The sequence below is a fragment of the Malikia spinosa genome (genome assembly GCF_002980625.1).
GTDB lineage: Bacteria > Pseudomonadota > Gammaproteobacteria > Burkholderiales > Burkholderiaceae_C > Malikia > Malikia spinosa.
The window spans coordinates 26,550-53,387 of record NZ_PVLR01000018.1; the positions used below are offsets into that span (position 1 = coordinate 26,550).

General features: G+C 62.0%; 26 protein-coding genes. 8 read left to right on the forward strand and 18 right to left on the reverse strand.

All coding sequences use genetic code 11. From position 1 onward, the window contains the following. Positions 1 to 21 precede the first annotated feature (21 nt). The 4 genes from C6P61_RS07445 to C6P61_RS07460 all read right to left on the reverse strand — a co-directional run bounded on the left by C6P61_RS07445 (position 22) and on the right by C6P61_RS07460 (position 2,831). Positions 22 to 588, reverse strand: a complete 567-nt coding sequence (locus tag C6P61_RS07445) for a YceI family protein (RefSeq protein ID WP_105729302.1) — start codon at positions 586 to 588, stop codon at positions 22 to 24. 35 nt (positions 589 to 623) lie between these two features. Further along, positions 624 to 1,190: a YceI family protein gene (locus C6P61_RS07450; protein ID WP_105729303.1), complete on the reverse strand. Its 567-nt coding sequence runs from the start codon at positions 1,188 to 1,190 to the stop codon at positions 624 to 626. Positions 1,191 to 1,235: 45 nt separating this feature from the next. Beyond that, positions 1,236 to 1,796, reverse strand: a complete 561-nt coding sequence (locus C6P61_RS07455; RefSeq protein WP_105729304.1) for a cytochrome b — start codon at positions 1,794 to 1,796, stop codon at positions 1,236 to 1,238. Between the two features lie 153 nt (positions 1,797 to 1,949). After that, positions 1,950 to 2,831, reverse strand: a complete 882-nt coding sequence (locus C6P61_RS07460; RefSeq protein ID WP_170067339.1) for a lysophospholipid acyltransferase family protein — start codon at positions 2,829 to 2,831, stop codon at positions 1,950 to 1,952. Between the two features lie 137 nt (positions 2,832 to 2,968). Here C6P61_RS07460 and C6P61_RS07465 point away from each other — a divergent pair, with 137 nt between their 5' ends. Further along, positions 2,969 to 4,105, forward strand: coding sequence for an alkene reductase (locus C6P61_RS07465; protein ID WP_105729306.1), 1,137 nt, complete (start codon positions 2,969 to 2,971; stop codon positions 4,103 to 4,105). On the opposite strand, the gene C6P61_RS07470 is transcribed toward C6P61_RS07465, so the two are convergent. The 9 genes from C6P61_RS07470 to C6P61_RS07510 form a co-directional block, all read right to left on the reverse strand. After that, positions 4,087 to 5,499, reverse strand: a complete 1,413-nt coding sequence (locus C6P61_RS07470; protein ID WP_105729307.1) for a putative bifunctional diguanylate cyclase/phosphodiesterase — start codon at positions 5,497 to 5,499, stop codon at positions 4,087 to 4,089. The genes C6P61_RS07465 and C6P61_RS07470 overlap by 19 nt on opposite strands. Before the next feature lie 7 nt (positions 5,500 to 5,506). Further along, complete coding sequence (locus C6P61_RS07475; RefSeq protein WP_105729308.1) at positions 5,507 to 6,985, reverse strand: aldehyde dehydrogenase; 1,479 nt, start codon at positions 6,983 to 6,985, stop codon at positions 5,507 to 5,509. Positions 6,986 to 7,075: 90 nt separating this feature from the next. Further along, a complete protein-coding gene (locus tag C6P61_RS07480) occupies positions 7,076 to 7,912 on the reverse strand; it encodes an ABC transporter permease (RefSeq protein ID WP_105729309.1) in 837 nt (278 codons plus the stop codon). Between the two features lie 15 nt (positions 7,913 to 7,927). After that, positions 7,928 to 8,839, reverse strand: coding sequence for an ABC transporter permease (locus tag C6P61_RS07485; protein WP_105729310.1), 912 nt, complete (start codon positions 8,837 to 8,839; stop codon positions 7,928 to 7,930). 11 nt (positions 8,840 to 8,850) lie between these two features. Next, on the reverse strand, positions 8,851 to 9,948 hold the full coding sequence (locus C6P61_RS07490; RefSeq protein ID WP_105729311.1) for an ABC transporter ATP-binding protein: 1,098 nt from the start codon (positions 9,946 to 9,948) through the stop codon (positions 8,851 to 8,853). 86 nt (positions 9,949 to 10,034) lie between these two features. Continuing rightward, positions 10,035 to 11,174: an extracellular solute-binding protein gene (locus C6P61_RS07495; RefSeq protein ID WP_105729335.1), complete on the reverse strand. Its 1,140-nt coding sequence runs from the start codon at positions 11,172 to 11,174 to the stop codon at positions 10,035 to 10,037. Positions 11,175 to 11,772: 598 nt separating this feature from the next. Then, entirely contained in the window at positions 11,773 to 13,194 is a 1,422-nt protein-coding gene (locus C6P61_RS07500) for an aspartate aminotransferase family protein (protein ID WP_105729312.1), read from the reverse strand. Between the two features lie 17 nt (positions 13,195 to 13,211). Continuing rightward, positions 13,212 to 14,585, reverse strand: coding sequence for a glutamine synthetase family protein (locus tag C6P61_RS07505; protein WP_105729313.1), 1,374 nt, complete (start codon positions 14,583 to 14,585; stop codon positions 13,212 to 13,214). Beyond that, positions 14,582 to 15,373 (reverse strand): gamma-glutamyl-gamma-aminobutyrate hydrolase family protein, encoded by a 792-nt coding sequence (locus tag C6P61_RS07510; protein ID WP_105729336.1) that lies wholly within the window; start codon positions 15,371 to 15,373, stop codon positions 14,582 to 14,584. Before C6P61_RS07510 ends, C6P61_RS07505 begins: the two co-directional genes overlap by 4 nt. 605 nt (positions 15,374 to 15,978) lie before the next feature. On the opposite strand from C6P61_RS07510, the gene C6P61_RS17630 reads away from it, so the two are divergent. Next, a complete protein-coding gene (locus C6P61_RS17630) occupies positions 15,979 to 18,474 on the forward strand; it encodes a phospholipase D-like domain-containing protein (protein ID WP_146114989.1) in 2,496 nt (831 codons plus the stop codon). Between the two features lie 8 nt (positions 18,475 to 18,482). Further along, positions 18,483 to 19,010: a flavin reductase family protein gene (locus C6P61_RS07520; protein WP_244908826.1), complete on the forward strand. Its 528-nt coding sequence runs from the start codon at positions 18,483 to 18,485 to the stop codon at positions 19,008 to 19,010. Between the two features lie 99 nt (positions 19,011 to 19,109). On the opposite strand, the gene C6P61_RS17635 is transcribed toward C6P61_RS07520, so the two are convergent. Both C6P61_RS17635 and C6P61_RS17640 read right to left on the reverse strand, forming a co-directional pair. Beyond that, complete coding sequence (locus tag C6P61_RS17635) at positions 19,110 to 19,568, reverse strand: hypothetical protein (RefSeq protein ID WP_146114990.1); 459 nt, start codon at positions 19,566 to 19,568, stop codon at positions 19,110 to 19,112. 359 nt (positions 19,569 to 19,927) lie between these two features. Then, entirely contained in the window at positions 19,928 to 20,398 is a 471-nt protein-coding gene (locus C6P61_RS17640; RefSeq protein ID WP_146114991.1) for a hypothetical protein, read from the reverse strand. A 582-nt stretch (positions 20,399 to 20,980) separates the two neighbouring features. On the opposite strand from C6P61_RS17640, the gene C6P61_RS17920 reads away from it, so the two are divergent. Continuing rightward, complete coding sequence (locus C6P61_RS17920; protein WP_170067340.1) at positions 20,981 to 21,136, forward strand: hypothetical protein; 156 nt, start codon at positions 20,981 to 20,983, stop codon at positions 21,134 to 21,136. Positions 21,137 to 21,152: 16 nt separating this feature from the next. Here C6P61_RS17920 and C6P61_RS07525 read toward each other — a convergent pair whose 3' ends face one another. Continuing rightward, positions 21,153 to 22,520: a D-serine ammonia-lyase gene (locus C6P61_RS07525; RefSeq protein WP_105729316.1), complete on the reverse strand. Its 1,368-nt coding sequence runs from the start codon at positions 22,518 to 22,520 to the stop codon at positions 21,153 to 21,155. A 122-nt stretch (positions 22,521 to 22,642) separates the two neighbouring features. Between C6P61_RS07525 and C6P61_RS07530 the strand changes: the two genes are divergently transcribed. After that, positions 22,643 to 22,873 carry a DUF2281 domain-containing protein gene (locus tag C6P61_RS07530; RefSeq protein ID WP_105729317.1) on the forward strand — a complete coding sequence of 77 codons (231 nt, stop codon included), beginning with the start codon at positions 22,643 to 22,645 and terminating at the stop codon, positions 22,871 to 22,873. Positions 22,874 to 22,972: 99 nt separating this feature from the next. On the opposite strand, the gene C6P61_RS07535 is transcribed toward C6P61_RS07530, so the two are convergent. Continuing rightward, complete coding sequence (locus tag C6P61_RS07535; RefSeq protein ID WP_244908828.1) at positions 22,973 to 23,200, reverse strand: helix-turn-helix domain-containing protein; 228 nt, start codon at positions 23,198 to 23,200, stop codon at positions 22,973 to 22,975. 57 nt (positions 23,201 to 23,257) lie between these two features. Here C6P61_RS07535 and C6P61_RS07540 point away from each other — a divergent pair, with 57 nt between their 5' ends. After that, on the forward strand, positions 23,258 to 23,878 hold the full coding sequence (locus tag C6P61_RS07540) for an FMN-binding negative transcriptional regulator (protein ID WP_105729318.1): 621 nt from the start codon (positions 23,258 to 23,260) through the stop codon (positions 23,876 to 23,878). A 32-nt stretch (positions 23,879 to 23,910) separates the two neighbouring features. Here the strand turns inward: C6P61_RS07540 and C6P61_RS07545 are convergent, their stop codons facing one another. After that, positions 23,911 to 24,816, reverse strand: a complete 906-nt coding sequence (locus C6P61_RS07545; protein WP_105729319.1) for a LysR family transcriptional regulator — start codon at positions 24,814 to 24,816, stop codon at positions 23,911 to 23,913. Between the two features lie 113 nt (positions 24,817 to 24,929). Here C6P61_RS07545 and C6P61_RS07550 point away from each other — a divergent pair, with 113 nt between their 5' ends. Next, positions 24,930 to 25,466: a VOC family protein gene (locus tag C6P61_RS07550; protein WP_105729320.1), complete on the forward strand. Its 537-nt coding sequence runs from the start codon at positions 24,930 to 24,932 to the stop codon at positions 25,464 to 25,466. A 29-nt stretch (positions 25,467 to 25,495) separates the two neighbouring features. After that, positions 25,496 to 26,827, forward strand: coding sequence for a fumarylacetoacetase (fahA, locus tag C6P61_RS07555; protein WP_105729321.1), 1,332 nt, complete (start codon positions 25,496 to 25,498; stop codon positions 26,825 to 26,827). Positions 26,828 to 26,838: the final 11 nt, after the last annotated feature.

The window sequence follows — 26,838 nt, forward strand, 5'->3', positions numbered from 1 at the left end:
CGGGTGGCTGCTGAAATCCGATTACTGCTTGACGGCCTCGACCTGCAGCACGATGCGGACGTTCTTCGGGAAGCCCCAATCGATGCCGTAGTTGACGCCGAAGGCCGCGCGGTCGATGGTCGCTTCGAAGTCGCCACCGCAGACTTCGCGCTTGAGCATCGGGCTCTGGTAGCAGTTGAACTGGTTGGCCTTGAAGCTCACCGGCTGGGTCTTGCCCAGCAGGGTCAGCTGGCCCTGGACTTCGGTCACCTTGTCGCCGTCGAAGACGAACTTGTCGGACACGAAGCGTGCCTTCGGGAACTGGGCGACGTTGAAGATGTCAGCGCTTTGCAGGTGCTTGTCGAAGGCGGCGGTGCCGGAGTTGACCGAAGTCATGTCCAGGCTGATGTCGACCTTGCCGGTCTTGGCAGCGCGGTCGAACTCGATGGTGCCTTCCTTCTTGTCGAAGCGGGCGCGGTTGACCGAGGCGCCGAAGTGGCTGATCTCGAAGGTCGCGAAGGTGTGGGTCGGGTCGACCGTGTAGTTGGCGGCTTGGGCGGCACCGGCCGACAGCAGAGCAGCGGCGATCAGGGTCAGGGACTTGCGCATGGGGTTGACTCCAGTAAAAAATGAGGTGGGATGGATTACAGCTTGGCCACGCCGGTCAGCGCGAGCTTGAACTTGACTTGCACTTCGTCGGCCACCATCGAGGTGTCGGCCCACTCGTTCTCGCCGATCTTGAACGCCAGGCGCTTGATCGGGAAGGCACCGGTCGCGGTGGTGACGGCACCACTTTGCGTCAGCGTGACGGGCACGACGACATCGCTGCTGGCACCCTTGATCGCGAGCTTGCCGGCGATCTCGAACTTGCCGCCGCCCAGGGCCTTGACGGCGCCGGACTGGAAGGTCGCCTTCGGGAACTTGGGCGCATTGAACCAGACCGGCTTGGGCAGCTCGGCATCGGCTTCCTTGCTGATCGAGACGCTGGCCAGATCGACGCTGAAGGCGATCTTGGTCGCTGCGGGCTTGGCCGGCTCGAAGGCGATCTGGCCGTCGAACTGGCGGAAGCGCCCTTCGACCGGAACGCCCATCTGCTTGCTGACGAAGGTGATCTCGCTTTGCGCCGGCACCAGCTTCTGCTGGGCATGAGCCGGGCCAAAGGCAGCGGCAGCTGCCAGGGTCAGAACCAGACCGAAAAACTTCTGTTTCATGGGAAACACTCCAGAAAATTCAATTGAAATCAGCGCTGGCAGCGTTCAGCGGCCGAACCACATGCGCTGCAGCAGACCGTCGCGGTCGATCACCACATGCTTGAGCGCACCAGCCACATGCAAGCCCGCCAGCAGCAGCATCGCGACGGCCGACAGCTCATGCCAGGGCTTGATGAACTCGGCCAGCTCCGGGGAGACCGGCACGAAATCAGGCAGCGGCAGGGCGCCAAACAGCACGATCGGGAAGCCAGCCGCCGAGCTGTAGGCCCAGCCGATCAGCGGAACCGCGAAGAACAGCAGGTACAGGCCATGATGGGTCGCGTGGTGGGCAATGGCCTGCCAGCGCGGCATCGCCTGCTCGATCTGGGCCGGCAGCGCGGGCGGACGGTGGGTCAGGCGCCAGAACAGGCGCAGCGCGGACAGCAGCAGGATCACGACACCCGCCCATTTGTGCCAGCTGTAGAGCTGGAGCCGCTGCGGCGAGAACGGCAGATCGGTCATGTAGGAGCCGAGCACGAAGATGCCGATCAGCGCCGCGGCCAACAGCCAGTGCAGCAGAATGGCAACGCCGTGGTAACGGGTGATGGGTGAAGTGGTACTGGACATGCAGGCTAGTTTAGGAACCGGGCCCGGTCAGTGACGACAAGCGGCTTGAAGCCTTGATTCGAAAAATTCGAATACAAATAAACAGGAAAGCCGGTCGGAATCCTGGGCTGGCGACAGCGGTCGCATCTTGCCGTGCCAGACCGGGGAAGCGGCTCAAGGTCGGTACAGCCTGGCCTGGCCGTCCGGCCGGGTCTTGAAGCGGCGGTGCAGCCAGTGGTACTGGCCCGGCATGGTCCGGATATAGCCCTCGAGCTGCTGGTTCATGAAGCGGGCATCGACGCTGTCGTCGCCGCTCGGATAGCCGGCCCAGGCCTCCATGACCTCGACCTGGTAGCCGCCCGGCACGATGCGGCAGATCCACGGCACGACCGGTACGCCAGCGGCCTTGGCCAACCGGGGCAGCGAGGTCACGGTGGCCGCATCCTGCTCGAAGAACTTGACGAACACCGAATCGCGCGCGCCCAGGTCCATGTCCGGCAGCAGGCAGAGCGCCGCGCCCTCGCGCAGACCCTTGAGCAGCGGGCGCACCCCCTCGCGGCGCGCGACCAGGCGCGGCGCGGCGTAGCGCAACCGGCCCTCGCGCACCCAGCGGTCCATCGCCGGTCCGCTCTGGGGCGAGTAGAAGGTCCACCAGTTGCGCGCGATTGCCTGCGTCAGTCGGGTCCAGCCGGCATCCATGCCGTAGAAATGCGGCACGAAGCACAGCACCGCACCCGGCTGCTGCAGCAGGTCGACCCGGCCGGTCAGCGCGACGCGGCGCTCGATCAGGCCGTCATTGCCATGCCAGAGCCAGACCCGGTCGACGAAGCTCTGGCCGAAGCTCACGAAGGTCTCGCGCGCCCAGCGCGCGCGCTGGCCCGGGTCGGCCTCGGGAAAGCAGAGCTCGAGGTTGCGCTCGACGATGTAGCGGCGCCGGCGCGCGAGCGCCCACAGCGTCAGGCCAAACGCTGCCCCAGCCGCCCGAAAAACAGGCAGCGGCAGCTTGGCCAGCCAACGCTGGACGCGATCGGAAACGGAACGGACGGACTGGGTCAAGACAGGCCAGGATGGACAGGAAGCCGCCATTATCCCGAATGCACCCGCCGTCAAGGGGAAATGGGCCATGCCGCCCAGCGAACCGGATCGGCCAAGCCTAAACTTGAAAGCCGTCACAACTGTCCCCTGCAAACTCCATGTCCAACTCGCCTACCCTGTTTGATCCTGTCACCGTCGGCGCCTGGCAGCTGCCGAACCGCGTCGTGATGGCGCCGTTGACGCGCAACCGCGCCCCGGGCCAGATCCCCACGGCCATCATGGCGACCTACTACGGCCAGCGCGCCCACCCGGTCACCGGTGCCGGCCTGATCGTCAGCGAAGGCACGCCGGTCTGCGCCGAAGGCCACGGCTACTCCGACACGCCCGGCCTGCACAGCCCGGAACAGGTCGAGGCCTGGAAGCCCGTGACCGCCGCCGTCCATGCCCAGGGCGGCCATATCGTGGCCCAGCTCTGGCATGTGGGACGCATCTCGCATGTCGAGCTGCAGCCCAACGGCCAGGCACCGGTCGCGCCGTCGGCGGTGCGCGCCAACGCCAAGTGCTATCTGATCAAGGACGAGAACGGCCAGCGCAGCGGCGGCTTCGTCGACTGCTCGGAGCCGCGCGCGCTCCAGCTTGACGAGATCGCTGGCGTGGTCGAGAGCTTTGCCCAGGGTGCGCGCCACGCGATCGCGGCCGGCTTTGACGGGGTCGAGATCCATGGCGCCAACGGCTACCTGCTCGACCAGTTCCTGCGCGAGGAATCGAACCGGCGCGACGACGCCTATGGCGGCTCGATCGAGAACCGCTGCCGCCTCGTGGTCGAGATGGTGCGCGCCTGCTGCGACGCCATCGGCGCCGACCGCGTCGGCCTGCGCCTGTCGCCGGTGATGGAAGGCAATGGCGCGGTCTGCGACCCGCAGGCCCAGGCCATCCACGAGCAGCTGCTGCGCCAACTGGCCCCGCTGGGACTGGCCTACCTGCACCTGATCGAAGGCCAGACCGGTGGCGCGCGCGACCACAAGCCGTTCGACTATGCCGCGCTGCGCGCCGCCTACCGCGACGCGGGCGGGCAGGCGGCCTGGATGGTCAACAACGGCTACGACCTGGCGCTGGCCCAGCAGTCGCTGGCCGAAGGGGCCGACCTGGTCGCCTTCGGCAAGGCCTTCATCGCCAACCCCGACCTGACCGAGCGCCTGCGCCAGGGCGGCCCGTTCAACGAGCCGGACCGCAACACCTTCTACGGCGGCGGCGACGCGGCCAAGGGCTACACCGACTACCCCGCGTTGGCCTGAGCGAACGCCGGCTCCTCCAGCGCCGACCCCCCTGCCACCGGCTGCGCCCAATCGGACGGGAGGCAGCCGGCCATGGCATAGGCCTCGAAGTCGACCAGCTCCAGCGGGGCCGAGAACCAGTGGCCCTGGAACAGCCGGCAGCCCAGCTCGGACAGCAACTGCCACTGCTCGACGTTCTCGACCCCCTCGGCGATCACCTGCAGGCCCAGGCCGCGACCGAGCATGAGCACCGTGCCGACAATCGCGCTGTCACGGTCCTGGTGGCCGAGGTCGGCGACGAAGCTCTTGTCGATCTTGAGCTGCTCGAGCGGCAGATGCCTGAGGTACTGCAGCGAGGAATAACCGGTGCCGAAATCGTCGATCGCAAAGGCGATGCCAGCCGCACGCAGCTCATGCATCTTGGCCTTGACCTGGTCGAACTCCTGCAGCAACACCCCTTCGGTGAGCTCGAGCTTGAGCCGGCCGGGTACCACCGCGTGGTACTCGACCAGGCCGAGCACCATGGCGACGAAACTGGCCTGCTGCATCTGCAGCGCGCTGACGTTGACCGCCAGCGACCAGCCCTGCCGGCCGGGCTGGCGCGACCATTGCGCGAGCTGGCGGCAGGCCTGCTCGAGCACGGACTGGCCCAGCGGCAGGATCAGCCCGGTGCGCTCGGCCAGCGGGATGAACTCGTCGGGAGTGACCCAGCCACGCTCCGGATGGCGCCAGCGCACGAGCGCCTCGGCGCCGACCAGCCGGCCCTTGACATCGTGCTGGGGCTGGTAGAACAGCTCGAACTGAGCGCGTGCGAGGCCCTCGCGCAACTCGACCTCCTGGGTCGAGGTTTCGGCCAGATCGGACTGCAGCAGATGCAGCAGGATCAGCAGGGTGCCGATTGCCGTGATCGAGGTGATCCAGGAGCCCGGCACGCGCAGGCTGTCGGACATGGCATGGGAACTGGGTATGCCGAACTGGGTCGCACTCAACAGCACGAACAGCATCAGGAACAGCAAGGGCAGGCCCTGGCGCAGGCGCGGATCGTCGTGGCGAAAGACGACGATCGAGAAGATCGCCATCGGCAGCAAGTAAAGGTGGGTGGTGCGCGGCGCGGCTGCGGTCGGCAGGTCAAGGTAGATCGTATGGCCCAGCACCACCAGCAGCAGGCCCAGCAACAGAGTCAGCGCGGCACGACGCAGTTGACCCTGTTGGGCGAGACGGCCGCCGTGGATGGCCAGCAGGAACAGGAAGAGGTCGGACGCGACGATCAGCCAGTCACCACGCCAGCCGAAGAACAGCGCCCAGCCCATCGATACCAGCAGGGTGATCGCGCTGGAGACCAGCAGCATGCGGCGCACGCGTCGCTGGTGCAGCCCGCTGCCCGGACCAGGGCTGTTCGATGGGTGGTGCGGCATTCAGGCCTCAGACCGGGCTGTCGATCCTGATCCAGGTCGTCTTGAGCTCGGTGTACTTGTCGAAGGCATGCAGCGACTTGTCACGCCCGATACCGCTCTGGCGGAAACCGCCAAAGGGCACGGTGATGTCGTCGTCGTTGTACTGGTTGACATGCACGGTGCCGGCGCGCAGCGCGCGCGCCACGCCATGCGCCTTGTTGAGGTCGCGGGTCCAGACCGCGGCCTGCAGGCCGTACAGGCTGTCATTGGCCTGGCGCACCGCTTCGGCGGCGTCGCTGAAGGACAGCACGCTGAGCACCGGGCCGAAGATCTCCTCGCGCGCGATCCGCATGTCGTTGCTGACGCCGTCGAAGATGGTCGGCTGCACATAGCAGCCGCCGGCCACCGGCTCGACCGCCGCGCCGCCAGTCAGCAGGCGTGCGCCCTGCTCCCGGCCGGATTCGATGAAGCCCAGCACGGTATCGAGCTGAGTACGGTCGACCACTGCGCCCATGATCGTGCCCGAGGCCAGCGGATCGGCCGGCTGGTATCTGGGCACCAGCGCCAAGGCCTTTTCCAGGAAGGCGTCCTTGATCGATTCCTCGACGAACAGGCGCGACGGCGCGTTGCAGCTCTCGCCCTGGTTGAAGAAGACGCTGTTGACCGCGGCCTCGACCGCGCGATCCAGGTTCGGGCAGTCGGCGAACACGATGTTGGGCGACTTGCCACCGAGCTCGGTCCAGGCGCGCTTGAGGTTGCTCTGGCCGGCCATGACATGGATCTGCTTGCCGACCCGGGTCGAACCGGTGAAGGCGATGCCATCGACATCCATGTGCAGCGCGAGCGGGCTGCCGGCTTCGGGCCCGTAGCCCGGCACCACGTTGAAGACGCCAGGCGGAATGCCGGCTTCCAGCGCGAGCTCGGCCAGCCGCAAGGCGGTCAGCGGCGACTTCTCGCTCGGTTTCAGCACCACCGAATTGCCGGCCGCCAGTGCTGGCGCGATCTTCCAGGCCGCCATCAGCAGCGGATAGTTCCACGGCACGATCACGCCGACCACGCCGAGCGGCTCGCGCGTGATCAGCGCCAGCGAATCGGCCGGCGTCGGCGCGATCTCGTCGTAGATCTTGTCGACCGCCTCGCCATACCAGCGGATGCAGTTGGCCGCCCCCGCGACATCGACGCTGCGCGCGAAACGCAGCGGCTTGCCCATGTCCAGGCATTCGGTCAGCGCGAGCTCGTCGCGCTGCGCCATCAGCAGCTCGGCCAGCTTGATCAGCACGCGCTTGCGCTGCGCCGGCGGCTGGCCGGCCCAGCGCCGGTCGTTGAAGGCGGCGCGCGCGGCCGCGACGGCGGCATCGATGTCGCCAGCGCCGCCACGGGCGATCTGGGCGATCACGCGGCCATCGACCGGCGACCGGTCATCGAAGGTCTGGCCATCCTGTGCGGCACAGCGCCGACCGTTGATCAGGGCGCGGCCATCGAAATTCGGGGGGCTGATATCGGTCATGGGACTCCGGGACTGGGAATGTCAGGCTAGCTTAGCGCCAAGCAGGGCCGGCAGCCAAGCCGTCGGACGGTGCGGCTGCCGGTGCGGGTCTCAACTGCGGGTCGCGGCTGCAATTTCGCGCGCACGTCTTCGGGTCTGGCGCGCGACCCAGACACTGTAGGCCACGATCACCACCGTCACGGTCGCGATCAGCAGCGTCGCCGCGGCGTAGATGGTCGGGTTGATGCCGCGGCGCGCATAGCCGAAGATCACCTGCGGCAGCGTGTTGACGCCGGGACCGGACAGGAACTCCGAGATCACCACATCGTCGAACGACAGCGTGAACGACAACAGGAAGGCCGCCAGGATGGCTTGGAAGATGTTGGGCAGCGTCACCAGGAAGAACACCTGGTGCGGACGCGCCCCGAGGTCCATCGCCGCCTCCTCGATCGCGCGGTCCATCTCGAGCAGGCGCGACTGCACCACCACCATCGCATAGGCCATACCCACCAGCGTGTGGCCCAGGATGATGGTCAGCATGCCGCGCTCGGGCCAGCCCAGCAGGTTCTGCGCGCCGACCATCAGCAGCAGCAGCGACAGGCCGATCACGACCTCGGGCATCACCAGCGGCGCGTTGACCATGCCCGAGAACAGCGTGCGGCCGAAGAAGCGCCGGTAGCGCACCAGCACGAAGGCCGCGAAGGTGCCCAGGGTGGCCGACAGCACCCCGGTCACGGCCGCGACCTTGAGCGAGAGGAAGAAGCCCTCGACGATCTTGCTGTCGCGCGTCAGTGCCTCGTACCAGCGCAGCGAGAAGCCCGTGAAGCGGGCGTCCTGGCGCGTACTGTTGAACGAGAACACCACCATGAACAGCAGCGGCAGGTAGAGGAAGGCATAGACCAGCAACAGCCAGGCCTTGCCGAGGTGCTTTTCGAGGAATTTCATCATCGCTTGTGCTCCCGCTCAATGCCGGCCGTCGGCCTGTTGGCCATGGCGCCGGTAGTACAGGGCCAGCGGCACCACGATGGCCGCGATCATCACCACCGCCAGCGCCGACGCGCGCGGCCAGTTGTTGGCCGTGAACATCTCGTCCCAGACCACGCGGCCGATCATCAGGTTCTCGGGCCCGCCGAGCAGCGACGGAATCACGAACTCGCCCAGCGCCGGAATGAAGACCAACATGAAGCCCGCGATGATGCCGGCGCGCGACAGCGGCACCGTGACCAGCCAGAACGCCTTCCAGGGCGTGGCGCCGAGGTCGTAGGCCGCTTCCAGCAAGCCGTAGTCGAGCTTGACCAGGTTGGCATAGAGCGGCAGCACCATGAAGGGCAGGTAGACATAGGTCATGCCGACCAGCATCGAGACATCGGTGTAGAGCATCTGCACCGGCTCGGCAATCAGCCCGAGCGCCAGCAGCAACTGGTTCAGCAGGCCCTGGTCGGCCAGGATACCCTTCCAGGCATAGACCCGCAGCAGGAAGCTGGTCCAGAACGGCAGCATCACCATCATCAGCAGCGCCGGGCGCAAGTGGGCATCGGCGCGTGCCAGGAAATAGGCAAACGGATAGCCGAAAGCCAGGCAGAGCAGCCCGGTCGCGAACGCGTACTTGAGCGAGCGGCCATAGGCCTCGAGGTAGATCGTGTCGAACAGCGCCCCGTCCTCGGCGCGGAAGATCGAGCTGTAGTTCTCGTACTTGAGGTTGAGCACCCCGCTCGCGCTGTCCCACAGCGGCTTGAACGGGTGGATGTCGTTGCCCATCTCGACGAAGCTGATGTAGGCCAGGATCAGGAACGGCAGCAAGAAGAACACGGCCAGCCAGGTGAACGGCAGGCCGATCACGAACTCGCGCCCGAGCAGACGGAAGAAGCGGTTCATCGCAAGCTCCCTCAGTCGCGCAGCGCGACGCCGTCGGTGTCGTCCCACCAGAAGAAGACCTCGTCTTCCCAGGTCAGGTCGAGCAGGTCATGGCGCGAGCCGTTGGGCTCGGTGATCTTGACCTTGGAGCCATCCGGCGTGACCACGATGAAGGTGTTGAAGCTGCCGAAGTAGGCGATCTCCTTGACCCGACCGCGGAACAGGTTGCGGTCCACGCCAGCAGGGCATTGCTTGGCGATGCTGATCTTCTCCGGGCGCACCGCCAGCGTGACCGGCATGCCGAGCGCGCCGCTGATGCCATGGCCGACCTGCATCTCGCCGAGTGCGGTCGTGACCGCGCAGCGGTCGACCTCGTCGAGGCTGAGCTGGCCGTCGAACAGGTTGACGTTGCCGATGAAGTCGGCCACGAAGCGGTTGGACGGAAATTCGTAGACCTCCTTCGGGCTGCCGACCTGCAGCACGCGGCCCTTGCTCATGATCGCGATCCGGTTGGCCATGGTCATGGCCTCCTCCTGGTCATGCGTCACCATGACGCAGGTCACGCCGACGCTCTCGATGATGTTGACCAGTTCGAACTGGGTCTGCTCGCGCAGCTTCTTGTCGAGCGCACCCAGCGGCTCGTCGAGCAGCAGCAACTGGGGCCGCTTGGCCAGGCTGCGCGCCAGCGCGACGCGCTGCTGCTGGCCGCCCGAGAGCTGATGCGGCTTGCGCCTGGCATAGGGGGCCAGCTGCACCAGCTCGAGCATCTCGCCGACCCGGCGCTTGATCTCGTCCTTCGGGCAACCCTCGCGCTTGAGGCCGAAGGCCACGTTCTCCCAGATGTCCAGATGCGGAAACAGCGCATAGTTCTGGAACATCATGTTGATCGGGCGCTCGTAGGGTGGCAGAGCGGCGACATCCTGCCCGCCGAGCAGGATGCGGCCCGAACTCGGTTTCTCGAAGCCAGCCAGCATGCGCAGCAGGGTCGACTTGCCGCAGCCCGAACTGCCCAGCAGGGCAAAGATCTCGCCCTGGCGGATCGACAGGTTGACCTCGTCGACCGCGACTGCCTCGTCGAAGCGCTTGACCAGGTCTTCGGTGACCAGATAGCCCTCTTTCATCTCTGCCATGGTGGCCCTCGGAATGCCCAAATGCTCTGTCAAAAAAAAGGGCTGTTTGCGCCAAACAGCCCTGCTTCACCGGATCAGCCGGCGTCTTACTTGCCTTGCTTGAAGGCGTTGTAGGCGTTGGCCATGGCTTCGCGTGCCTCGTTGCTGAAGCTGCTCGGCGGCACCATCTTGGCCAGGTAGGCCGACTCGACAAAGATGGTCTTGTTGCCAGCGATGGCCGGGTCGACCTGGTCGATCGCCGCCTTGTTGCCGGTGTTGTAGTTCATCTCGTTGGCCATCTTGGCCGCGTTCTCGGGGCGCAGGTAGAACTCGATGAACTTGTGCGCGTTGTCCGGGTGCTTGGCGTCCTTGGTGATCGCCATGGTGTCGAAGAAGCTCAAGGCGCCCGTGCTCGGCAGCAAGGCCTCGATCACGTCCTTGGAGCCGTTTTCCTTGGCGCGGCCGGCCGCGATGTTGATGTCGCCAGCCCAGCCGACCACCGCACAGGCCTTGCCGCCCGCGATGTCGTCGATCATGGTCGCGCTGAACAGGCGGATGTCCTTGCGCACCTTGCCCAGCATCTCGGTCGCGGCCTTGTAATCCGCCGCATCGTTCGAGTAGGCGTCCTTGCCGATGTAGTGCAGCGCAGCCGGCAGGATCTCGGTCGGCGAATCGAGGTAGGCGATGCCGCAGGACTTGAGCTTGGCGGTGTACTCGGGCTTGAACACCAGGTCCCAGGCGTTCTCGGGCATCGGGGTCTTGCCCAGCGCCTTCTCGACCTTGGTCTTGTTGATGCCGACGGTAGTGAAGCTCCAGCCCCAGGGGATCAGGTGCTGGTTGCCTGGGTCGGCCTTGTCGAGGATCTTCATGACATCCGGGTCGAGGTTGCCCAGGTTGGCGATCTTGGCCTTGTCGAGCGGCTGCAGCAGGCCGCCCTCGATCTGCGGCTTGGCGAACACCGCACCCGGCACCACGATGTCGTAGCCGGTGTTGCCAGCCACCAGCTTGGCATGCAGCGCCTCGTTGGTCTCGAAGGTGTCGTAGTTGACCTTGATGCCGGTTTCCTGCTCGAAGGCAGCCACCATGCCCTCGGGGATGTAGTCCGGCCAGTTGTAGATGTTGAGGACCTTTTCCTCGGCAGCGACCGGGGCGGGCGCCGGAGCCTGCGCGACCGGCTCCTCCTTCTTGCCACAAGCCGCCAGGGCAGCGACCGCAACGGTCGCCAGCAACAGAACACGTTTTTGCATCATTTTTCCTGTTTCAGGTGATCGGTGGTCCAGGCCATGGCCTGACCGGCAAGGCCTTGCATTTCCCGTGCCAGGCATCTCGGAACATTGTAGTCAAAGGGTAGTGGCAAAACCGGTTTCTGAAACCTGACTGCGGGGGTATGCCAAGCCAAATCAAGTACCCCCAGGGGGTATTTATGCCTGGTTTCTCAGCAGGTCCCTGTCCTTGCCAGCCGGTTTTCCTGTCCGCGGAAGTTTTACTGTTATCTCTTATGACTAATTTTTTAAAGATAGTCGTAGTAGTAGAAGGTTGAAGAAGTCTGTGGATAACTTGTTTTTCAAGAAATTTATCAAAATCTTGCAAGATTTAAAAGTCTGTGAATAACTAGTTTTCTGTGGACATCTTTGGGTATAGCAACTTCCCGCTTGACAAAACCTCTGTGGATAACCATCAAGTTACCAGAATTTAATCCACAGGCTTGTTAGCAACTTGGTTTTTCTGATTGCACAAAAAATAAGCGCCTCGATGAGGCGCTTTAAAAATCAATAACTTGCAAATGCGGTCAACAAGTTGTCCACATCGCTGTGCACGACTGACGGGAATAATTCAGACTTGTCCTCAGGCTCCGATCGCGACGCCACGCTCGCGCAAGTCCGCCAGCGTGCGGTCCAGCGCCAGCCGGATCAGCGCGATCATCTGGTCGATCTGCTCCCGGTCCATGATCAGCGGCGGCGCGACGATCATGCGGTCGCCGACCGCGCGCATGACCAGCCCGTTGTTGAAGCAGTGGTTGCGACACAGCATGCCGACACCGAGTTCGGGCGCGAACGGCTTGCGGCTGGCCTTGTCCTGCACCAGCGCGAGGCCGGCGACGAAGCCGCAGCTCTCGGCAATGCCGACCAGCGGGTGCTCGGCCAGCTCGCCGAAGCGCTGCGCCAGGTAGGGCCCGGTGTCGTTGCGCACCCGGCCCGGCAGGTCCTCGCGTTCGAGGATGTCGAGGTTGGCCAGCGCCACCGCGCAGGCCACCGGATGGCCGCTGTAGGTATAGCCGTGGGTGAACTCGCCGCCCTTCTCGACCATCACCTGCGCGATGCGCTCGTTGATCAGCGTGCCGCCCAGCGGCTGGTAACCGCTGGTCACGCCCTTGGCGAAGGTCACGAGGTCGGGCCGGATGCCGAACTTCTCGTAGCCGAACCAGTGGCCGAGGCGGCCGAAGCCGCAGATCACCTCATCGGCGATCAGCAGGATGCCGTACTGGTCGACGATGCGCTGCACCTCGGGCCAGTAGCTGTCGGGCGGGATGATCACGCCGCCGGCGCCCTGCACCGGCTCGGCAATGAAGGCGCCGACCCGCTCCGGGCCAACCTCGAGGATCTTGTCCTCCAGCCAGCGCGCGGCGCGCAGGCCGAAATCGTCCCGGCTCTCGCCCGGCTGGCTCAACCCGTACCAGTAGGGCTGCTGGATATGGGTGATGTCGGGCAGCGGCAGGTCGCCCTGCGCGTGCATGCCGCTCATGCCGCCGAGCGAGGCGCCCGCCATCGTGCTGCCGTGGTAGGCATTGATGCGGCTGATGATGACCTTGCGCCTGGGCTGGCCCATCAGGTCCCAGTAGCGCCGCACCAGTCGTACATTGGTGTCGTTGCTCTCGCTGCCGCTGCTCGAGAAGAACACATGGCTGAAGCGCCGCCCGCCGACCGGCGGCGCCAGTTCGCTCAGGCGCGCGGCCAGCCGCACTGCCGGCTCGGTCGTGGTCTGGAAGAAGCTGTTGTAGTAAGGCAGCTCGAGCATCTGGCGGTAGGCCGCCTCGGCCAGCTCGCGCCGGCCGTAGCCGGCGTTGACGCACCAGAGTCCGCTCATCGCGTCGAGGATCTGGTGCCCTTCGCTGTCCCAGACATGGACGCCGTCGGCGCGCGTGATGATGCGCGCGCCCTTGGCCGCCAGGCCCTGGTGATCGGTGAAGGGATGGAGGAAATGCGCGCTGTCGAGCGCCTGCAGCTCGACGGTCAAGGGCTGTCTGGATGGGGTTGGCTTATTAGTCATGGTCGGGTCTCCTGAAATCAGACATGCAGCAGCAGGTGCTCGCGCTCCCAGGGCGAGATCACCTTCATGAATTCCTCGAACTCGAGCTCCTTGACCTCGGTGTAGACCGTGATGAAGCCCTCGCCCAGCACCTCGTGCAGATCGGTCTCGCGCCGCAGCCAGTCGAGCGCCTCGCCCAGGCTGCGCGGCAGCGTGTAGGGCGCCAGATAGGCGTCACCGCGCATCTCGGGCTTGGGACGGATCTTGTTCTTGAGCCCGAGGTAGCCGCAGGCCAGCGTCATCGCCAGCGCGACATAGGGGTTGGCGTCGGCGCCGATGACACGGTTTTCGACCCGGCGCGCCTGCGGCCCCGAGATCGGCGAGCGGATGCCCACCGTCCGGTTGTCATAGCCCCACTCGATGTTGATCGGCGCCGCCGTATGGCGCGCCAGGCGGCGGTAGCTGTTGACATAGGGTGCCACCAGCGCCATCGCGGCCGGGATATAGCGCTGCAACCCGCCGATGAAGTAGAAGAACTCGTCCGACGGCGAGCCATCGGCCTTGCTGAAGATGTTGCGGCCGGTCGCCTGGTCGACCAGGCTCTGGTGGATATGCATCGCGCTGCCGGGCTCGCCCGCGATCGGCTTGGCCATGAAGGTCGCGTACATGTCGTGGCGCAGCGCAGCCTCGCGCACGGTGCGCTTGAACATGAACACCTCGTCGGCGAGGTTGAGCGGATCGCCGTGGAAGAAGTTGATCTCCATCTGGCCGGCACCGACCTCGTGGATCAGGGTGTCGACGTTGAGCTCCATCTTGCCGCAGTAGTCGTAGATGTCCTCGAACAGCGGGTCGAACTCGTTGACCGCGTCGATGCTGTAGGCCTGGCGCGAGGTCTCGGCGCGGCCGCTGCGTCCGACCGGCGCCTTCAGCGGCATGTTGGAGTCGGTGTTGCGCGCGGTCAGGTAGAACTCGAGCTCGGGCGCCACCACCGGGCTCAGCCCCATCTTTTCATAGAGGCCGCAGACATGGCGCAGCACGCTGCGCGGCGCGTAGGGAATCAGCTTGCCGTCATGGTCGAAGCAGTCGTGGATCACCTGCGCGGTCGGGTCGCTGGCCCAGGGCACGATGCGCACCGTTGACGGGTCGGGGCGCAGTTGCATGTCGTGGTCGGTCGGCGCGATCACGTCGTAATAGGGCCCGCTGGGCGGAAATTCGCCGGTCACGCCCATCGCGACGATAGCCTGCGGCAGCCGCATGCCGCGGTCCTCGGTGAACTTCTCGCGCGGCAGGATCTTGCCGCGCGCCACCCCGGTCAGGTCGGGCACCAGGCACTCGATTTCGGTCACGCGGCGCTGGTTCAGCCAATGCTCGAGGTCGTTGTAGCTCTGCGGAGCGTCCTTGCGGTTGTTCATGTTTGCCTCTGTGGGATGGTTCTGCTGCCGGATAGGCGCTCGGCCTGGCGCTGGCGCACCGCCGCGCCGAAGGCCGACAGGATGGCGGCGTAGAACGGGTGTTCGGCGCAGCGCCATTCGGGGTGCCACTGCACCGCGCAGGCAAAGCTGCGCGCGCCTTCGAGCTCGAACGCCTCGACCAGGCCGTCAGGCGCATGCGCGGTGGCACGCAAGCCGGGCGCGAGCCGGTCCACGCCCTGGCCGTGCAGCGAATTGACCCGCGCCACCGGCCCGCCGGCCCAGCGCTCCATCGCGCTGCCGGGTGCGAGCCGGACCTCGTGGCTGGGGGCGTATTCCTGCTCTGGCGTGTCGCCGCGTTCGCGGTGGTCCATCAGCCCCGGCACGCCATGCACGGTCTGGTGCAGGCTGCCGCCGAGCGCGACGTTGATCTCCTGGAAACCGCGGCAGATCCCCAGCAGCGGCACGCCCTGCTCGACACAGCTGCGCACCAGCGCAAGCGTGAGTGCATCGCGCGCCGGGTCGAGCGGCAGCAAGGGGTCGTGGACCTGTTGGTCGAAATGCGAGGGATGGACGTTGGACGGCGACCCGGTCAGCAGCACGCCGTCGACCAGGCCCAGCAAGCCGGGCAGATCAGTGGCTTGCGCGAGCGGGAACATCACGGGCTGCGCCAAGGCGCAATCCCGGACCGCGCGGGCGTACTTGTCGCCGAGCAGCAGGTAGGGCGTGGCATGCGGGCCCAGTTGACGATGGTCGGCCGGCAGCCAGACCAGGCAGGGTGGGGGCGTCATGTTCATGTCCTTCTGGCTTGTTGTCATTCTACGGGGGAAACGGCTCCCAGGCAAGGTGCTGGGACTGATCCTGGGAAGCAGGAACTGCGCCAAGCTGTGCATAATGATCAAAAACAAAAGTCATGGTGATGATTAGTGGGCAAAAATGTCAATGGTGTTCTGCTTCGTGAGTTGGACTGTCGGTGGTCTCTCTGGTGAGTGGTGAGGTAGTAAAAGGGCCTCCTGCAAGTAGTGGCTACGCAGCGGATGAGGACGTTGGTCATGGACGATCACCTGACGGCTGTGTGCAGCATTGCAGTCATAGTGGCCTTAATTGAACGGCTCCGATTTCCGCGCGGAGGAGCCGGACAACGAACACACCCAATCAGGTGCTGTAGTGGTCTCAATACACGGGGAATGCTTTCGCCATCATACGCAGTGCTTGCTACAGTAGAAAAATCTGTTGGATGATAAGATCCTACATAGTCTTTTTGCTATTTATCCCCCAAACAAGAAAAGTCAGAGTCGTGCTAAAGCTACTGTACCAATCGACCACCCATTCATCACAAACGTCGCCATTTGATGATGCCATTGTGCAGACATCAAAAGGAAACCCGATAAAGATCGTGAGCCCCTACATCGGACTTGGTTATCTGAAGCGGATCGTCGGTATCAGCTCGTCGTGGAAATTGATATCAGATCTTGATGAGTGGCTGGCTGCTGCACCTAGGAATGAACGTCCACTCATACACGACTTTCTTGACGTGAATCGAGATCAGGTACGTCACTACTCGGGCGTACACGCCAAGACGGTTATTGGCCCTCTGGCAGCCTATGTGGGATCTGCCAACCTGACACTCAGAGGCCTTCTGAGCCGGGTCGAACTGGGGTTTCGGGTAGAGACAACAGAACACTTGGATGAGTTGCACCGTTGGTTCGATGATTTGTGGAACCAAGCGACGTTCGCTGAAATGAAGGATGTGCAACACGTCATCGATCATCTTGACTTACAGCCAAACAGACTTGATAACGAAAAAGTTGTGACGGTTGGCAGGTCAATCAGGTCGACGAGGGCTAGACTCGTTCGACTGGAAAGTACAGAGACCCAGAAGACCAAACAAGTGCAGGAGGTGAATTCAAAAAATTCGATTCCTAAACTCAAAAAAACGGAAATCCACGAGGCTGAAGAACCTATCGTTCAGTTGCCAAGAATCAGAGCAAGATTCACTGGCTCAGATGACATCGAGGAGTTTCTTCATTACGTAGACATTTATGCCACGAGTGGTTTCTCCTTCAGTCAGGCGTTAGCCCATTTGCGATCCCGAGGTTTGAGAATAACAGCGGCACAACTCTACTTCGACATCCTTCCCTTGTGCGCCAACCGTGTGCGATCGGTGTTCTCCACCGAAACGGTCAACCGTTTGATCTACACGGATGGACGGTTTATCCAGAGTAATAAGCAACTGCTTGATAAGGTACAGACACCCTTTGATGCATTTCTCAGAAACATTGTTCGACGCCTTGATTTCAAGGAAAGCCGACCATTAGAACTCGGAAAAGAGCTTGCTGATAACCAGGAGATTACTCAACATGAACAGAAGATACTGATCGAATCATTATTAAAAAACAATTTACTGATCCGGGGAGATGGATTTCGCCTCAACGAGTCCTGGCAATGGACGTCACGATTCAAGCTGTTTAATAAGAGCCATCACGACTGGGAGACTAAATATCGGGTATTTATGCTCTATCGTGAAGAAGTCGCAGATGTAAAGACTGCCTTTCCAGAGCCTTTGGTTGAGTCAAAAAAATTACAGACAGATCTAATTAATCAAATAGACAACAGTGAAGACGGGAGAGTTCATTACATTCGGTCTAACCTTGTTCGGAAAAATGAAGCCCATGATCAAGTAATTCTTAACAATCTCACTTCCTTTTATGATCACCGTGAAAAAATAAGGAATGCAGAATTGGATGAGGTGTTTACTCAGTTGTGCAAATTGGTTTCATCGAGTGGATCGCTACTCAGAATGTCTATGAAGGAATTGATTGGGGAATTGATCAACGGAAGATCTCTTCAAAAAAGTGATGTATCCTCAGCAATTTCTGGGAAGCTGAGATTTAAAAGCCCACTCATCGTTAAAGTAAGTAATGTTCATGAAGGATGCTTGGTCATACAGCCAGGAAATCAGTCAAATATTGTATTGGAAATATTTCCAAAAACGGCATGTGCAATTTCAAAGACACCAGCGTGTCAATCACCGACCGCAAGAATTATTAAAGCAACGGGCGAGGCTCACGATGTTCTTAAAGAACTTCTAGAGAAAGCAGACTCCAATTACCTTGCCATGTGTAAAGAAATTGAAATTAAAAAATGGAAGCAGAAATCGTCAAGCAAAAACCTGCTTTCGTTTACGGGTCAGGACATGCCATTGCAGCATTATCAAAACATTCAAAATTTACTGCTTAAAGCACCGGAAAGCTTCCCGCATCTTTTCCGAATCAAAAAGAACGTCGGAAGTAGTGTGTCGATAATTATGGATCGAGATCACCTCTGGAGATTCCCATTAACAAAAGCATATATTGAACAAAATAAATTAAAGAAAACAGATTCACAAAATCTGACCTCATTTGCAAATCAAATAGAAAAATCTCAAATCATAAAAGTCAAATGCAACCAAACGACAATTTTAAGCTTAAACAAGAATCCATCGGAGAATAGTATTCCTGCAGGCTCAAGCAATCAAGAGAGCAGCACTAAATCTCCGTATAGAAAACATGAATTAAAAATAAAGGCTGATGAATTATTTTCACAACTAATTAAGCTGGCTATTAGCCATGGAAATCCAATAGAAAACAAAGGAACAAAAGAATCTAGACTTGCAATAAGTGAAGTTAACACCATAAATCTTAACCTCGCAACTGTCATCCTAAAATCTCGCCCAAAAATACCTAAAATAATAGATGCCAAAACAAAGGCAGGAATTACAATTATAACTTATAATCCACAATATTTTGGACAATTGAAAGAATACCCACTAACAAATGAATCCATGAAGGCTGGTTTTTTTCTACTTAAAAAAACCGGAGAAGAGAATCAGGAAGCAGAAATACAAACTTGAGATCGAGTTTGAACCAGGCATTCACGCTGATCGAGCCAGGGCCAGTGGTCCTCGTGACCACCCATGACGGGGGCAAGGACAACATCATGACCATCTCCTGGACCATGGTGATGGATTTCAAGCCGGTGTTCGCCATCACCACGGGGGCATGGAATCACTCCTTCGCGGCGCTGCGCAAGCACCGGGAATGCGTCATTGCCATTCCCACCGTCGATCTGCTGGACCAGGTGGTCGGCATAGGGACCTGTTCCGGGGCGGATACGGACAAGTTCTCCCGCTTCGGGCTCACGCCCGTGCCGGCCATGCAAGTCAGGCCGCCCCTGATCAAGGAATGCGTCGCCAACATCGAGTGCCAGGTCATCGACATCATCGAAAGGCACGATATCGTGGTGCTGGAGGGGGTCGCCGCCTACCTCGACACCGACCGCAAGGAGCAGCGCAGGCTCCACGCGGTGGGCGACGGGACCTTCATCGTTGATGGCCGCCGGCTGGATCGCAGGAAGATGATGGCCACCAAGTTGCCGGCGGGCGTTTAGCTGTGCTGTGCTTCGGTTTTAAATGGCTTGGGATAAAGGTAGATATGAAATTTTGAATTCGTTTGCTTTGCCGTGTATTGGGTGAATATTTCTTGCTTTCTACCTGTCGAATACGTGTTTAAAGCAGTGCTTGAGTTTTTCCTCTTCGGCCTCTATATTCATTGAGCCTACATGTCGTTTCGATAAAATCAGAACAATATTCTCAATATCATCGGTTGATTGGGAGTTTTTAATATCATCGATCTCCTGCTTCATTAAGCACTCGCAGCTTGAGCGGATAATCGGTTCCATCTCGGATTTCCATTTGGCGCTGCCGGTCATTTCAGCTCTTGCCTCGAATTCCGAAGAAAAAGGCTCCCCATCTTGTTCTGCACGCTGCATGTAGCTTCTTACTGCTGGAGCAATGACTGCCGCCACACAACCAGAGACTAATTCACCTATTACGCTTTTTCGGATATTGGAAATATCAACTGACGGTGTCGCGGAGGTCGCGTATTGGTCAGATAGGCATATTGTCAGCGCTGCGGCAATGCGAAGGTGTTTGGAGGTTGATGGCATGTAGTCTGTATGGCTTTATTGATGTTGATCAAAACTCGGCCTTCCACGGTGACGGGCATAGCCTGAGTCGCGAGAAAATGTCAGCATGAAGTAGCAAGATCTGAGTTTGAATCTGAGCATGCCGTGCACTTGAAAAACGGAGTTCCCTGATGAGATAGACCTTGTAGCTCCTCTTGGCATGAGATGATCTCGTTGATCACGAATGCGTCGCCACCCAAGGCGGCGAGTTTTTCGCCGTTTGATCACGAAACCATGCTGCGGCTGCATTTCCTGCTGCAGTGATTTGGTCTAAGATGGATTTCAAGCCGGTGTTCGCCATCACAACGGGGGGATGAAATGATGTGAGGTTGAGCTGAAATTTATTCAAATATGGAAAGCCACAGGTAAGCGGCTGCCATGATTTGCCCATAGCCCAAGAAAAGTCCAAAAAATACCTTGATGCGATCAGATCCGCTTACGCCTTCTTTCAGCGCCTTGTGTCCTTTTAGCACGGCAACTGAAGCGAGTATCGGAAGCATCCATGCGACCAAATTAACTAGACTAAGAGTGAGGCAGCTAGCTGCCAAACGACTGGCAGAAGACTGAGAATTCTTGTCTGCATGCGGAAAGATAATTCGTGATGCAGCGACCAACACCAAGGGGATTAATATGATCAGATCAACCCTGATATTGTATTCAGGGTGAAATTGACGTAGGGCAATTTCATTAATCAGAAAAGCGGCAACAGACAAGCCGAGTAAGATACCCGCTTGAGACTTTCTCTGGGGTTGTCCGGCTAGTTTAATAGACAGAATCAGGATCGCCGCGATTGGGATAAATGTGAGTTCCATTTTTTGACCTACCATGACGATTCACTTTGTGACAGTTTTTACTTCAAGTCAAGTCCCCCCTCGACATAAGCCGCAAATTCCCTCTCCGACACCATGCTCCCGCCCGTGCCCAGGCCAGATGTGCAGCATTGGACAGTCGTACGGGAGTGACGCCGATGCGCTCCTCCTGGTCCACGAGCACCAGCAGCCGTAACAGTGCCTCGTCCGTCAGCAGATGGATGCCTAGCATCCTGGATGCTGGCCGTTTCGTACACCTCGGTATGGACGTCCAGTCGCATGCAGGGCGAGTGGATCGGCTCGGCAAAGACGCAGTGCGCCGCTCGGGAAAAGTGTGGACCGATCACCCAGAATCCATTCATTGATCTATTCATGCATCGATTCAAGCCGTGCCTCTCCATGCTGCCAGCCTCCGCCTGCACGTGGGCCGAGGCCCCGCCACGTCCCGCTCGCTGCAGGAAAAGCTTGGGCTGAGCCAACCCACGCTGGGCGGCGAGGTGGTGCGGATTGGCGCCGCCCGATCCATTCAGTACCGGCTGTGCGATCGCAACCGTGGCTGTGCCGACTTGCCGGTGTACCGGGTCGATGCTGATGGTCTGGCCCGCGATGCTGGCCCTGGCGCGTGACTACCTGGACAAGTTACGCGCAGATGAACGGTTTTCCGGCAACTTCGCGCCCTGCCTGCAAGCCCTGGCCGCACATCTGGACGAGGCGGCCAGGCGGATTGACAGGCTGGGTTGAGCATCACGGTTTTCCATCAGACAGCATCTCCAGGTGATGGCTTGCACTGCACGCCCATCCCCCTCTCGACATAAGCGGCAAACTCTCCCTCCGGCACCATGCTCCCGCCCGTGCCCCAGACCAGATGCGTGGCATTCGCCAGTCGCTCCGGAGTGGCGCCGATGCGTTCCAGGTAGTTCCGGTCGCGCAGCACCCGCACCATGCCCGGCATTCCCGCCAGCGCCGAGGGCTCCAGCTTGACGCCCTCCTCCTGGTGCGCGAGCGCCAGCAGCCGGAACAGTTCCTCGTCGGTGACGGTGTAATAGCCGTCGATCAGGCGCTGCATGGTCCGGCCGACGAAGCCCGAGGGCCGTCCCACTGCCAGCCCGTCGGCGGCCGTCACGTTGTCGATGCCGAACTCCTGCACGCTGACCGCGTCGTGCAGCCCGGTGTAGACGCCCAGCAGCATGCAGGGCGAGTGGGTCGGCTCGGCGAAGATGCAGTGCGCCGCGTCGCCGAAGGCCAGCTTGAGCCCGAAGGCGATCCCGCCCGGCCCGCCGCCTACGCCGCAGGGCAGGTAGACGAACAGCGGATGATCCGCGTCGACCCGCACGCCGGCCTGCTCGAACTGGTGCTTGAGCCGTTCCGCCGCCACCGCGTAGCCCAGGAACAGGTACGGCGAGTTCTCGTCATCGACGAAGTAGCAGCTGGGGTCGGACTCGGCCTGCCGGCGCCCCTGCTCGACCGCGACGCTGTAGTCCGATCCGTACTCGACCACTGTCACGCCGCTGGCGCGCAGCTTGTCCTTCTTCCATTGCCGCGCGTCCGACGACATGTGGACGCTGGCCTGGAAGCCGAGCTGGGCGCTCATGATGCCGATTGACAGCCCGAGGTTGCCGGTCGAGCCAACTGCGATCTTGTACTGGCCGAAGAACCGGCGCGCGCTATCGCTCGCCAGCACCGCGTAGCTGTCGCCAGGGCGGATCAGCCCTGCCTGCAGCGCCAGGTCCTCGGCATGCTTGAGCACCTCGTGGATGCCGCCGCGCGCCTTGATCGAGCCCGAGATCGGCAGCTCGTTGTCGGTCTTGAGCCAGAGCTGGCCGCTCATCGGCAGGCCAGCCTCATCCAGCAGCAGGTGCTGCATACGCGGCAAGGGCCGGATGCCCGACTCGATCAGTCCGCCCGCCGCAGCGGTTTGCGGGAACACCTTGGCAATGTAGGGTGCGAAGCGCTGCAGGCGAGCGCTGGCCTGCGCGACCTCCTCGGCCCCGAGCCCGACATCAGCCAGCGCGGTGGCTGCGGGTGCAATCGCGGGGTTGAACCAGCTGGTTTCGCGCAGCGCTACCAGGTCGCGGATCAGGGGGTGGCTGGCGCACCAGGCTTCGAGGGTTTGGCCGTGGATCATGGCTGATGTCATGCTGATTATGGGGAGGAGGCGGCGTTATCGCAGCCATCATCGTGCATGGGTTAGCGACCAGAAGGATTAACATTGCATTTGCATTGCAACTGAGCCGGAGGGCACCCACCATGCCGACAATCGCTGAACGCCTATGGGAGACAGCCCATACATTGCCTGAACCCTTGCTGGCAGAGGTACTGGATTTTGCCGAGTTCCTGAGCGCTCGCCAGGCCCGGCAGGAGGCGGCTCGCCAGTCCGTGACACTGGCATCGTTGTGTGGCGGCCTGCGTGAGTCCACCACTTTTGCTGGCTCCCCTCTGGACATTCAGGACCAGTTGCGCGGCGTACACAGCGCGTAAAGTTGCCCGACGCGCTGATTGCAGCGACTGTTCTGTGCCATGGCTTGCAGTTGCTGTCCATGGATCTTGGACTTCAGTCCGTCATTCGCGATAACCGTCCTACTGCTTGAGGCTTTCTTGGGCGCCGTGCTCCGTCTCGCGCACCCAGGGATGCTCCTTCGGCAGGACCATCAGTGCCAGACCCAGGCCGTCCAGCACCGCCATGACCTTGTCCAGGCGGACCGAACCTTGCCCGTTCTCGAGCCGTGACATGAGGTCCACGGACACGCCGAGCAGGGCCGCCGCATCATCGATGCGCAGTGACTGGGATTTGCGACGGGCGCGCACGACGGGCCGGTTGTGGGATAGTGAAAGCTATTGCCGTCATTCATCCGCCCACCCACGATGTACATCCCTGCCCATTTCGCCGAGACCCGGCCCGACGAACTGACCCGCATCATCCGCGCGCACCCGCTCGGCATGCTGGTCACGAGTGACAGTGCAGGGCTCGACGCCGACCATGTCCCGTTCGAGTACGACGCCGGCGCGGGGACGCATGGCCTGCTCACGGCCCATGTGGCGCGCGCCAACCCGCTCTGGCAGCGCTGCCCGACCGGCACGCCGGTCATGGTCGTGTTCCGTGGCGCAGAGGCCTACATTTCGCCGAGCTGGTATCCGAGCAAGCACGAGACGCATCGCCAGGTCCCGACCTGGAACTACGAGGTGGTGCACGCCCATGGCCTGCTCACCGTGCGCGACGACGAGCGCTTCGTGCGTGGCATGGTCGGGCGACTGACGAAGCGGCACGAGGCCGGCGAGCCCGTCCCCTGGAAGATGAGCGACGCGGCGCCGGACTACATCGACGGCCTGCTGCGCCATATCGTGGGCATCGAGATCGCGATCACCTCGCTGGTCGGCAAGGTCAAGCTGAGCCAGAACCGGGAGGCGCGCGATCGTCTGAATGCCGCCGATAGGCTGCAGGCGCGTGGACATGACGCCATGGCACAGGCCATGCGCAAGGCCTAGCGCCCGCCCCCAGTAGCGTTCCGGCCGGCTGTTCACTGCAGATAAGGCATGGCCCTGATCTTCGGGCCGATGAAGTCCAGGAAGCTTTGCGCAATCGGCGACAGCGAGCGGCCGCGGCGCGTGAAGACCTCGAAGTTGCGGCGGATCTCAGGGCCGAACAGCTGGCTCATGCGCAGGCCGTAGAGCTCGACCAGCGGGGCAGCGTAGGGAATGCACAGCGCCACCCCGAGTCCGGCCTTGACCATCGACAGCGCGGTCGACATGTAGGCGACCTCGGTGGTGGCGCTGAAGGCCAGGTCGGGGGCGGCGGCGCGCAGGTCCTGGCTCAGGCGTTCGGTGAACTGGCCCTGCAGGGCGATGACCGGCTGATCGGCCAGGTCGGCCCAGCACAGGCGCTCGATGCCGGCCAGCGGATGATCGGGCGGAAACACTGCCATGAACGGTCCGTCGAACAGCCGGGTCGAGCTGATGTCGGAGTTCGGCTCGCGCTCCGGGCCGATGCCGAGCTCCACCTCGCCGGCGAAGACGCGCGCCATCACGCTCTCGACCGGGGTATCGATCAGCTTGACCTGGCTCAAGGGGTGTTGCGCCTGGAAGTCGGCGATCAGGTCCGGCATCAGGGTCGAGGCCAGCAGCTGTGATGCCGCGACCCGCACCACCCCGGTCTGCTGCAGCGTCGGGTCGACCACCTGGTGCAGCATGTCGTCGAGGTCTTGCAGCTTGGCGTCGAGCTGCGGGTAGAGCCGGGCGCCGATCTCGGTCAGGTAGACGCGCCGCGTACTGCGGTCGACCAGGCGCGTGCCCAGGGTCTGCTCGAGTTCCTTGATCAGGCCGCTGAGCGCCGATTGCGTGATGTACAGGCTCTCGGCGGCCAGGGTGAAGCTGCCGGTGCGCGCAACGGCCAGGAAGGCGCGCAGCTGCCTCAAGGTGACATTCATCTGTTAATCCGATAAATCCATAAGAAAAAACCGTTTGAATGATAGATGGATCTGGCGTCCAATGGCGACATCCGATTGACATTCACCCGACAACAACCACCCGAGGAGACCCCATGCTCGTGCAAAAGATCCACCATGTCGCCTACCGCTGCAAGGACGCCAAGACCACCGTCGACTGGTACGAAAAGCACCTCGACATGAAGCTGGTGCTGGCGATCGCCGAAAACGAAGTGCCTTCGACCAAGGCACCGGACCCGTACATGCATATCTTCCTGGATGCGGGCGACGGCAACATCCTGGCCTTCTTCGAGCTGCCGAGCCAGCCCGCCATGGGCCGCGACGAGAACACCCCGGCCTGGGTGCAGCATCTGGCGCTCAAGGTCGGCAGCTATCAGGACCTGATTGACGCCAAGGCCAGGCTCGAAGCCGCAGGCATAGCCGTGGTGGGCCCGACCGACCACACCATCTTCAAGTCGATCTACTTCTTCGACCCGAACGGCCACCGCCTGGAACTGGCCTGGGACTGCGGCACGCCCCAGATGATGCAGATGCTCGACCAGGTGAAATGGGACATGGTCAACGAGTGGGACCGGACCAAACAGGCGCCCAAGCACGCGGCCTGGATGCATGATGGCAGCATGTCCGCCTGATCGCTGTTTCTGACCTTATTCCAACACTCATGAGCCTGCTCAATCACACCCACGACCCGGCCGCCCGCAGCTGGGTTCAGTCCGCCAACGCAGCGGGCAGCGATTTCCCGATCCAGAACCTGCCGTTCTGTGTCTTCCGGCGCCGGGGTTCCGGCGCAGCGTTCCGCGGCGGCGTCGCCATCGGCGACCAGGTCATCGACCTGGCGCAGTTGGGCGCGGCCGGTGCGCTGCAAGGCCTGGCGGCCGAGGCCGCGCTGGCGGGTGCCGGTGCCAGCCTGAATCCGCTGATGGCCCTTGGCCCGGCGGCCTGGCAGGCGCTGCGCCACGGCCTGTTCGATCTGCTCAAGGCCGACGCGCCAGACGTGGCCGGTACGGCGGTGGAGGCCTTGCGTGGCTGTCTGGTCGCGCAGGCGCAAGTCGAATACACCGTCCCGGCGCAGATCGGTGACTACACCGACTTCTACACCTCGGTGCACCACGCAACCAATATCGGCAAGCTGTTCCGCCCGGACAACCCATTGATGCCCAACTACAAATGGGTGCCGATCGGCTATCACGGCCGCGCGTCGAGCATCGGCATCTCGGGCCAGGCCTTCCCGCGCCCGAAGGGCCAGCTCAAGGCTCCCGATGCCGAAGCCCCAGTGCTGGCGCCGAGCAAGCGCATGGACATCGAGCTGGAGCTCGGCATCTTCATCGGCCAGGGCAATGAGCAGGGTTCACCGATCGGCATCGAGGACGCGGAAAACCATGTGTTCGGCATCTGCCTGCTCAACGACTGGTCGGCGCGCGACATCCAGGCCTGGGAATACCAGCCGCTCGGGCCCTTCCTGTCGAAGAACTTTGCGTCAACCGTCTCGCCGTGGATCGTGACGCTGGAGGCGCTGGCGCCGTACCGCGTGCCGTTCACCCGGCCCGAGGGCGACCCGCAACCGCTGCCCTATCTGGACAGCGCAGCGAACCGTCAAGGCGGTTCGTTCGACATCCAGTTGCAGGTCGGGCTGCTGACCGACCAGATGCGTGCCGCCGGCCAGTCCGACGCGCAGCTCTGCCGCACCAGCTACCGCCATGCCTACTGGACCGTGGCGCAGATGGTGACCCATCACACCGTCAACGGCTGCAACCTGCAGCCGGGCGACCTGTTCGGCAGCGGCACCCTGTCGGGTCCGACGCTGGACCAGGCCGGTGCGCTGATCGAGCTGACCAGCGGTGGCAAGCACCCGATCGCACTGCCCAACGGCGAGAGCCGCACCTTCCTTGAGGATGGCGACGCGGTGGTGCTGCGCGGCTGGTGCGAGCAGGCGGGTGCTGCGCGCATCGGCTTTGGCGAGTGCTGGGGTCAGGTGCTGCCGGCACGGGCTTGACGGCCCGGGGG

Excerpts from the sequence above, each read along its gene's own strand:
- C6P61_RS07445 (WP_105729302.1), bottom strand. The coding sequence starts at position 588 with ATGCGCAAGTCCCTGACCCTGATCGCCGCTGCTCTGCTGTCGGCCGGT.
- C6P61_RS07450 (WP_105729303.1), bottom strand. The coding sequence starts at position 1,190 with ATGAAACAGAAGTTTTTCGGTCTGGTTCTGACCCTGGCAGCTGCCGCT.
- C6P61_RS07455 (WP_105729304.1), bottom strand. The coding sequence starts at position 1,796 with ATGTCCAGTACCACTTCACCCATCACCCGTTACCACGGCGTTGCCATT.
- C6P61_RS07465 (WP_105729306.1), top strand. The coding sequence starts at position 2,969 with ATGTCCAACTCGCCTACCCTGTTTGATCCTGTCACCGTCGGCGCCTGG.
- C6P61_RS07470 (WP_105729307.1), bottom strand. The coding sequence starts at position 5,499 with ATGCCGCACCACCCATCGAACAGCCCTGGTCCGGGCAGCGGGCTGCAC.
- C6P61_RS07475 (WP_105729308.1), bottom strand. The coding sequence starts at position 6,985 with ATGACCGATATCAGCCCCCCGAATTTCGATGGCCGCGCCCTGATCAAC.
- C6P61_RS07480 (WP_105729309.1), bottom strand. The coding sequence starts at position 7,912 with ATGATGAAATTCCTCGAAAAGCACCTCGGCAAGGCCTGGCTGTTGCTG.
- C6P61_RS07485 (WP_105729310.1), bottom strand. The coding sequence starts at position 8,839 with ATGAACCGCTTCTTCCGTCTGCTCGGGCGCGAGTTCGTGATCGGCCTG.
- C6P61_RS07490 (WP_105729311.1), bottom strand. The coding sequence starts at position 9,948 with ATGGCAGAGATGAAAGAGGGCTATCTGGTCACCGAAGACCTGGTCAAG.
- C6P61_RS07495 (WP_105729335.1), bottom strand. The coding sequence starts at position 11,174 with ATGCAAAAACGTGTTCTGTTGCTGGCGACCGTTGCGGTCGCTGCCCTG.
- C6P61_RS07500 (WP_105729312.1), bottom strand. The coding sequence starts at position 13,194 with ATGACTAATAAGCCAACCCCATCCAGACAGCCCTTGACCGTCGAGCTG.
- C6P61_RS07505 (WP_105729313.1), bottom strand. The coding sequence starts at position 14,585 with ATGAACAACCGCAAGGACGCTCCGCAGAGCTACAACGACCTCGAGCAT.
- C6P61_RS07510 (WP_105729336.1), bottom strand. The coding sequence starts at position 15,373 with ATGACGCCCCCACCCTGCCTGGTCTGGCTGCCGGCCGACCATCGTCAA.
- C6P61_RS17635 (WP_146114990.1), bottom strand. The coding sequence starts at position 19,568 with ATGCCATCAACCTCCAAACACCTTCGCATTGCCGCAGCGCTGACAATA.
- C6P61_RS17640 (WP_146114991.1), bottom strand. The coding sequence starts at position 20,398 with ATGGAACTCACATTTATCCCAATCGCGGCGATCCTGATTCTGTCTATT.
- C6P61_RS17920 (WP_170067340.1), top strand. The coding sequence starts at position 20,981 with ATGCTGATGGTCTGGCCCGCGATGCTGGCCCTGGCGCGTGACTACCTG.
- C6P61_RS07525 (WP_105729316.1), bottom strand. The coding sequence starts at position 22,520 with ATGATCCACGGCCAAACCCTCGAAGCCTGGTGCGCCAGCCACCCCCTG.
- C6P61_RS07530 (WP_105729317.1), top strand. The coding sequence starts at position 22,643 with ATGCCGACAATCGCTGAACGCCTATGGGAGACAGCCCATACATTGCCT.
- C6P61_RS07540 (WP_105729318.1), top strand. The coding sequence starts at position 23,258 with ATGTACATCCCTGCCCATTTCGCCGAGACCCGGCCCGACGAACTGACC.
- C6P61_RS07545 (WP_105729319.1), bottom strand. The coding sequence starts at position 24,816 with ATGAATGTCACCTTGAGGCAGCTGCGCGCCTTCCTGGCCGTTGCGCGC.
- C6P61_RS07550 (WP_105729320.1), top strand. The coding sequence starts at position 24,930 with ATGCTCGTGCAAAAGATCCACCATGTCGCCTACCGCTGCAAGGACGCC.
- fahA (WP_105729321.1), top strand. The coding sequence starts at position 25,496 with ATGAGCCTGCTCAATCACACCCACGACCCGGCCGCCCGCAGCTGGGTT.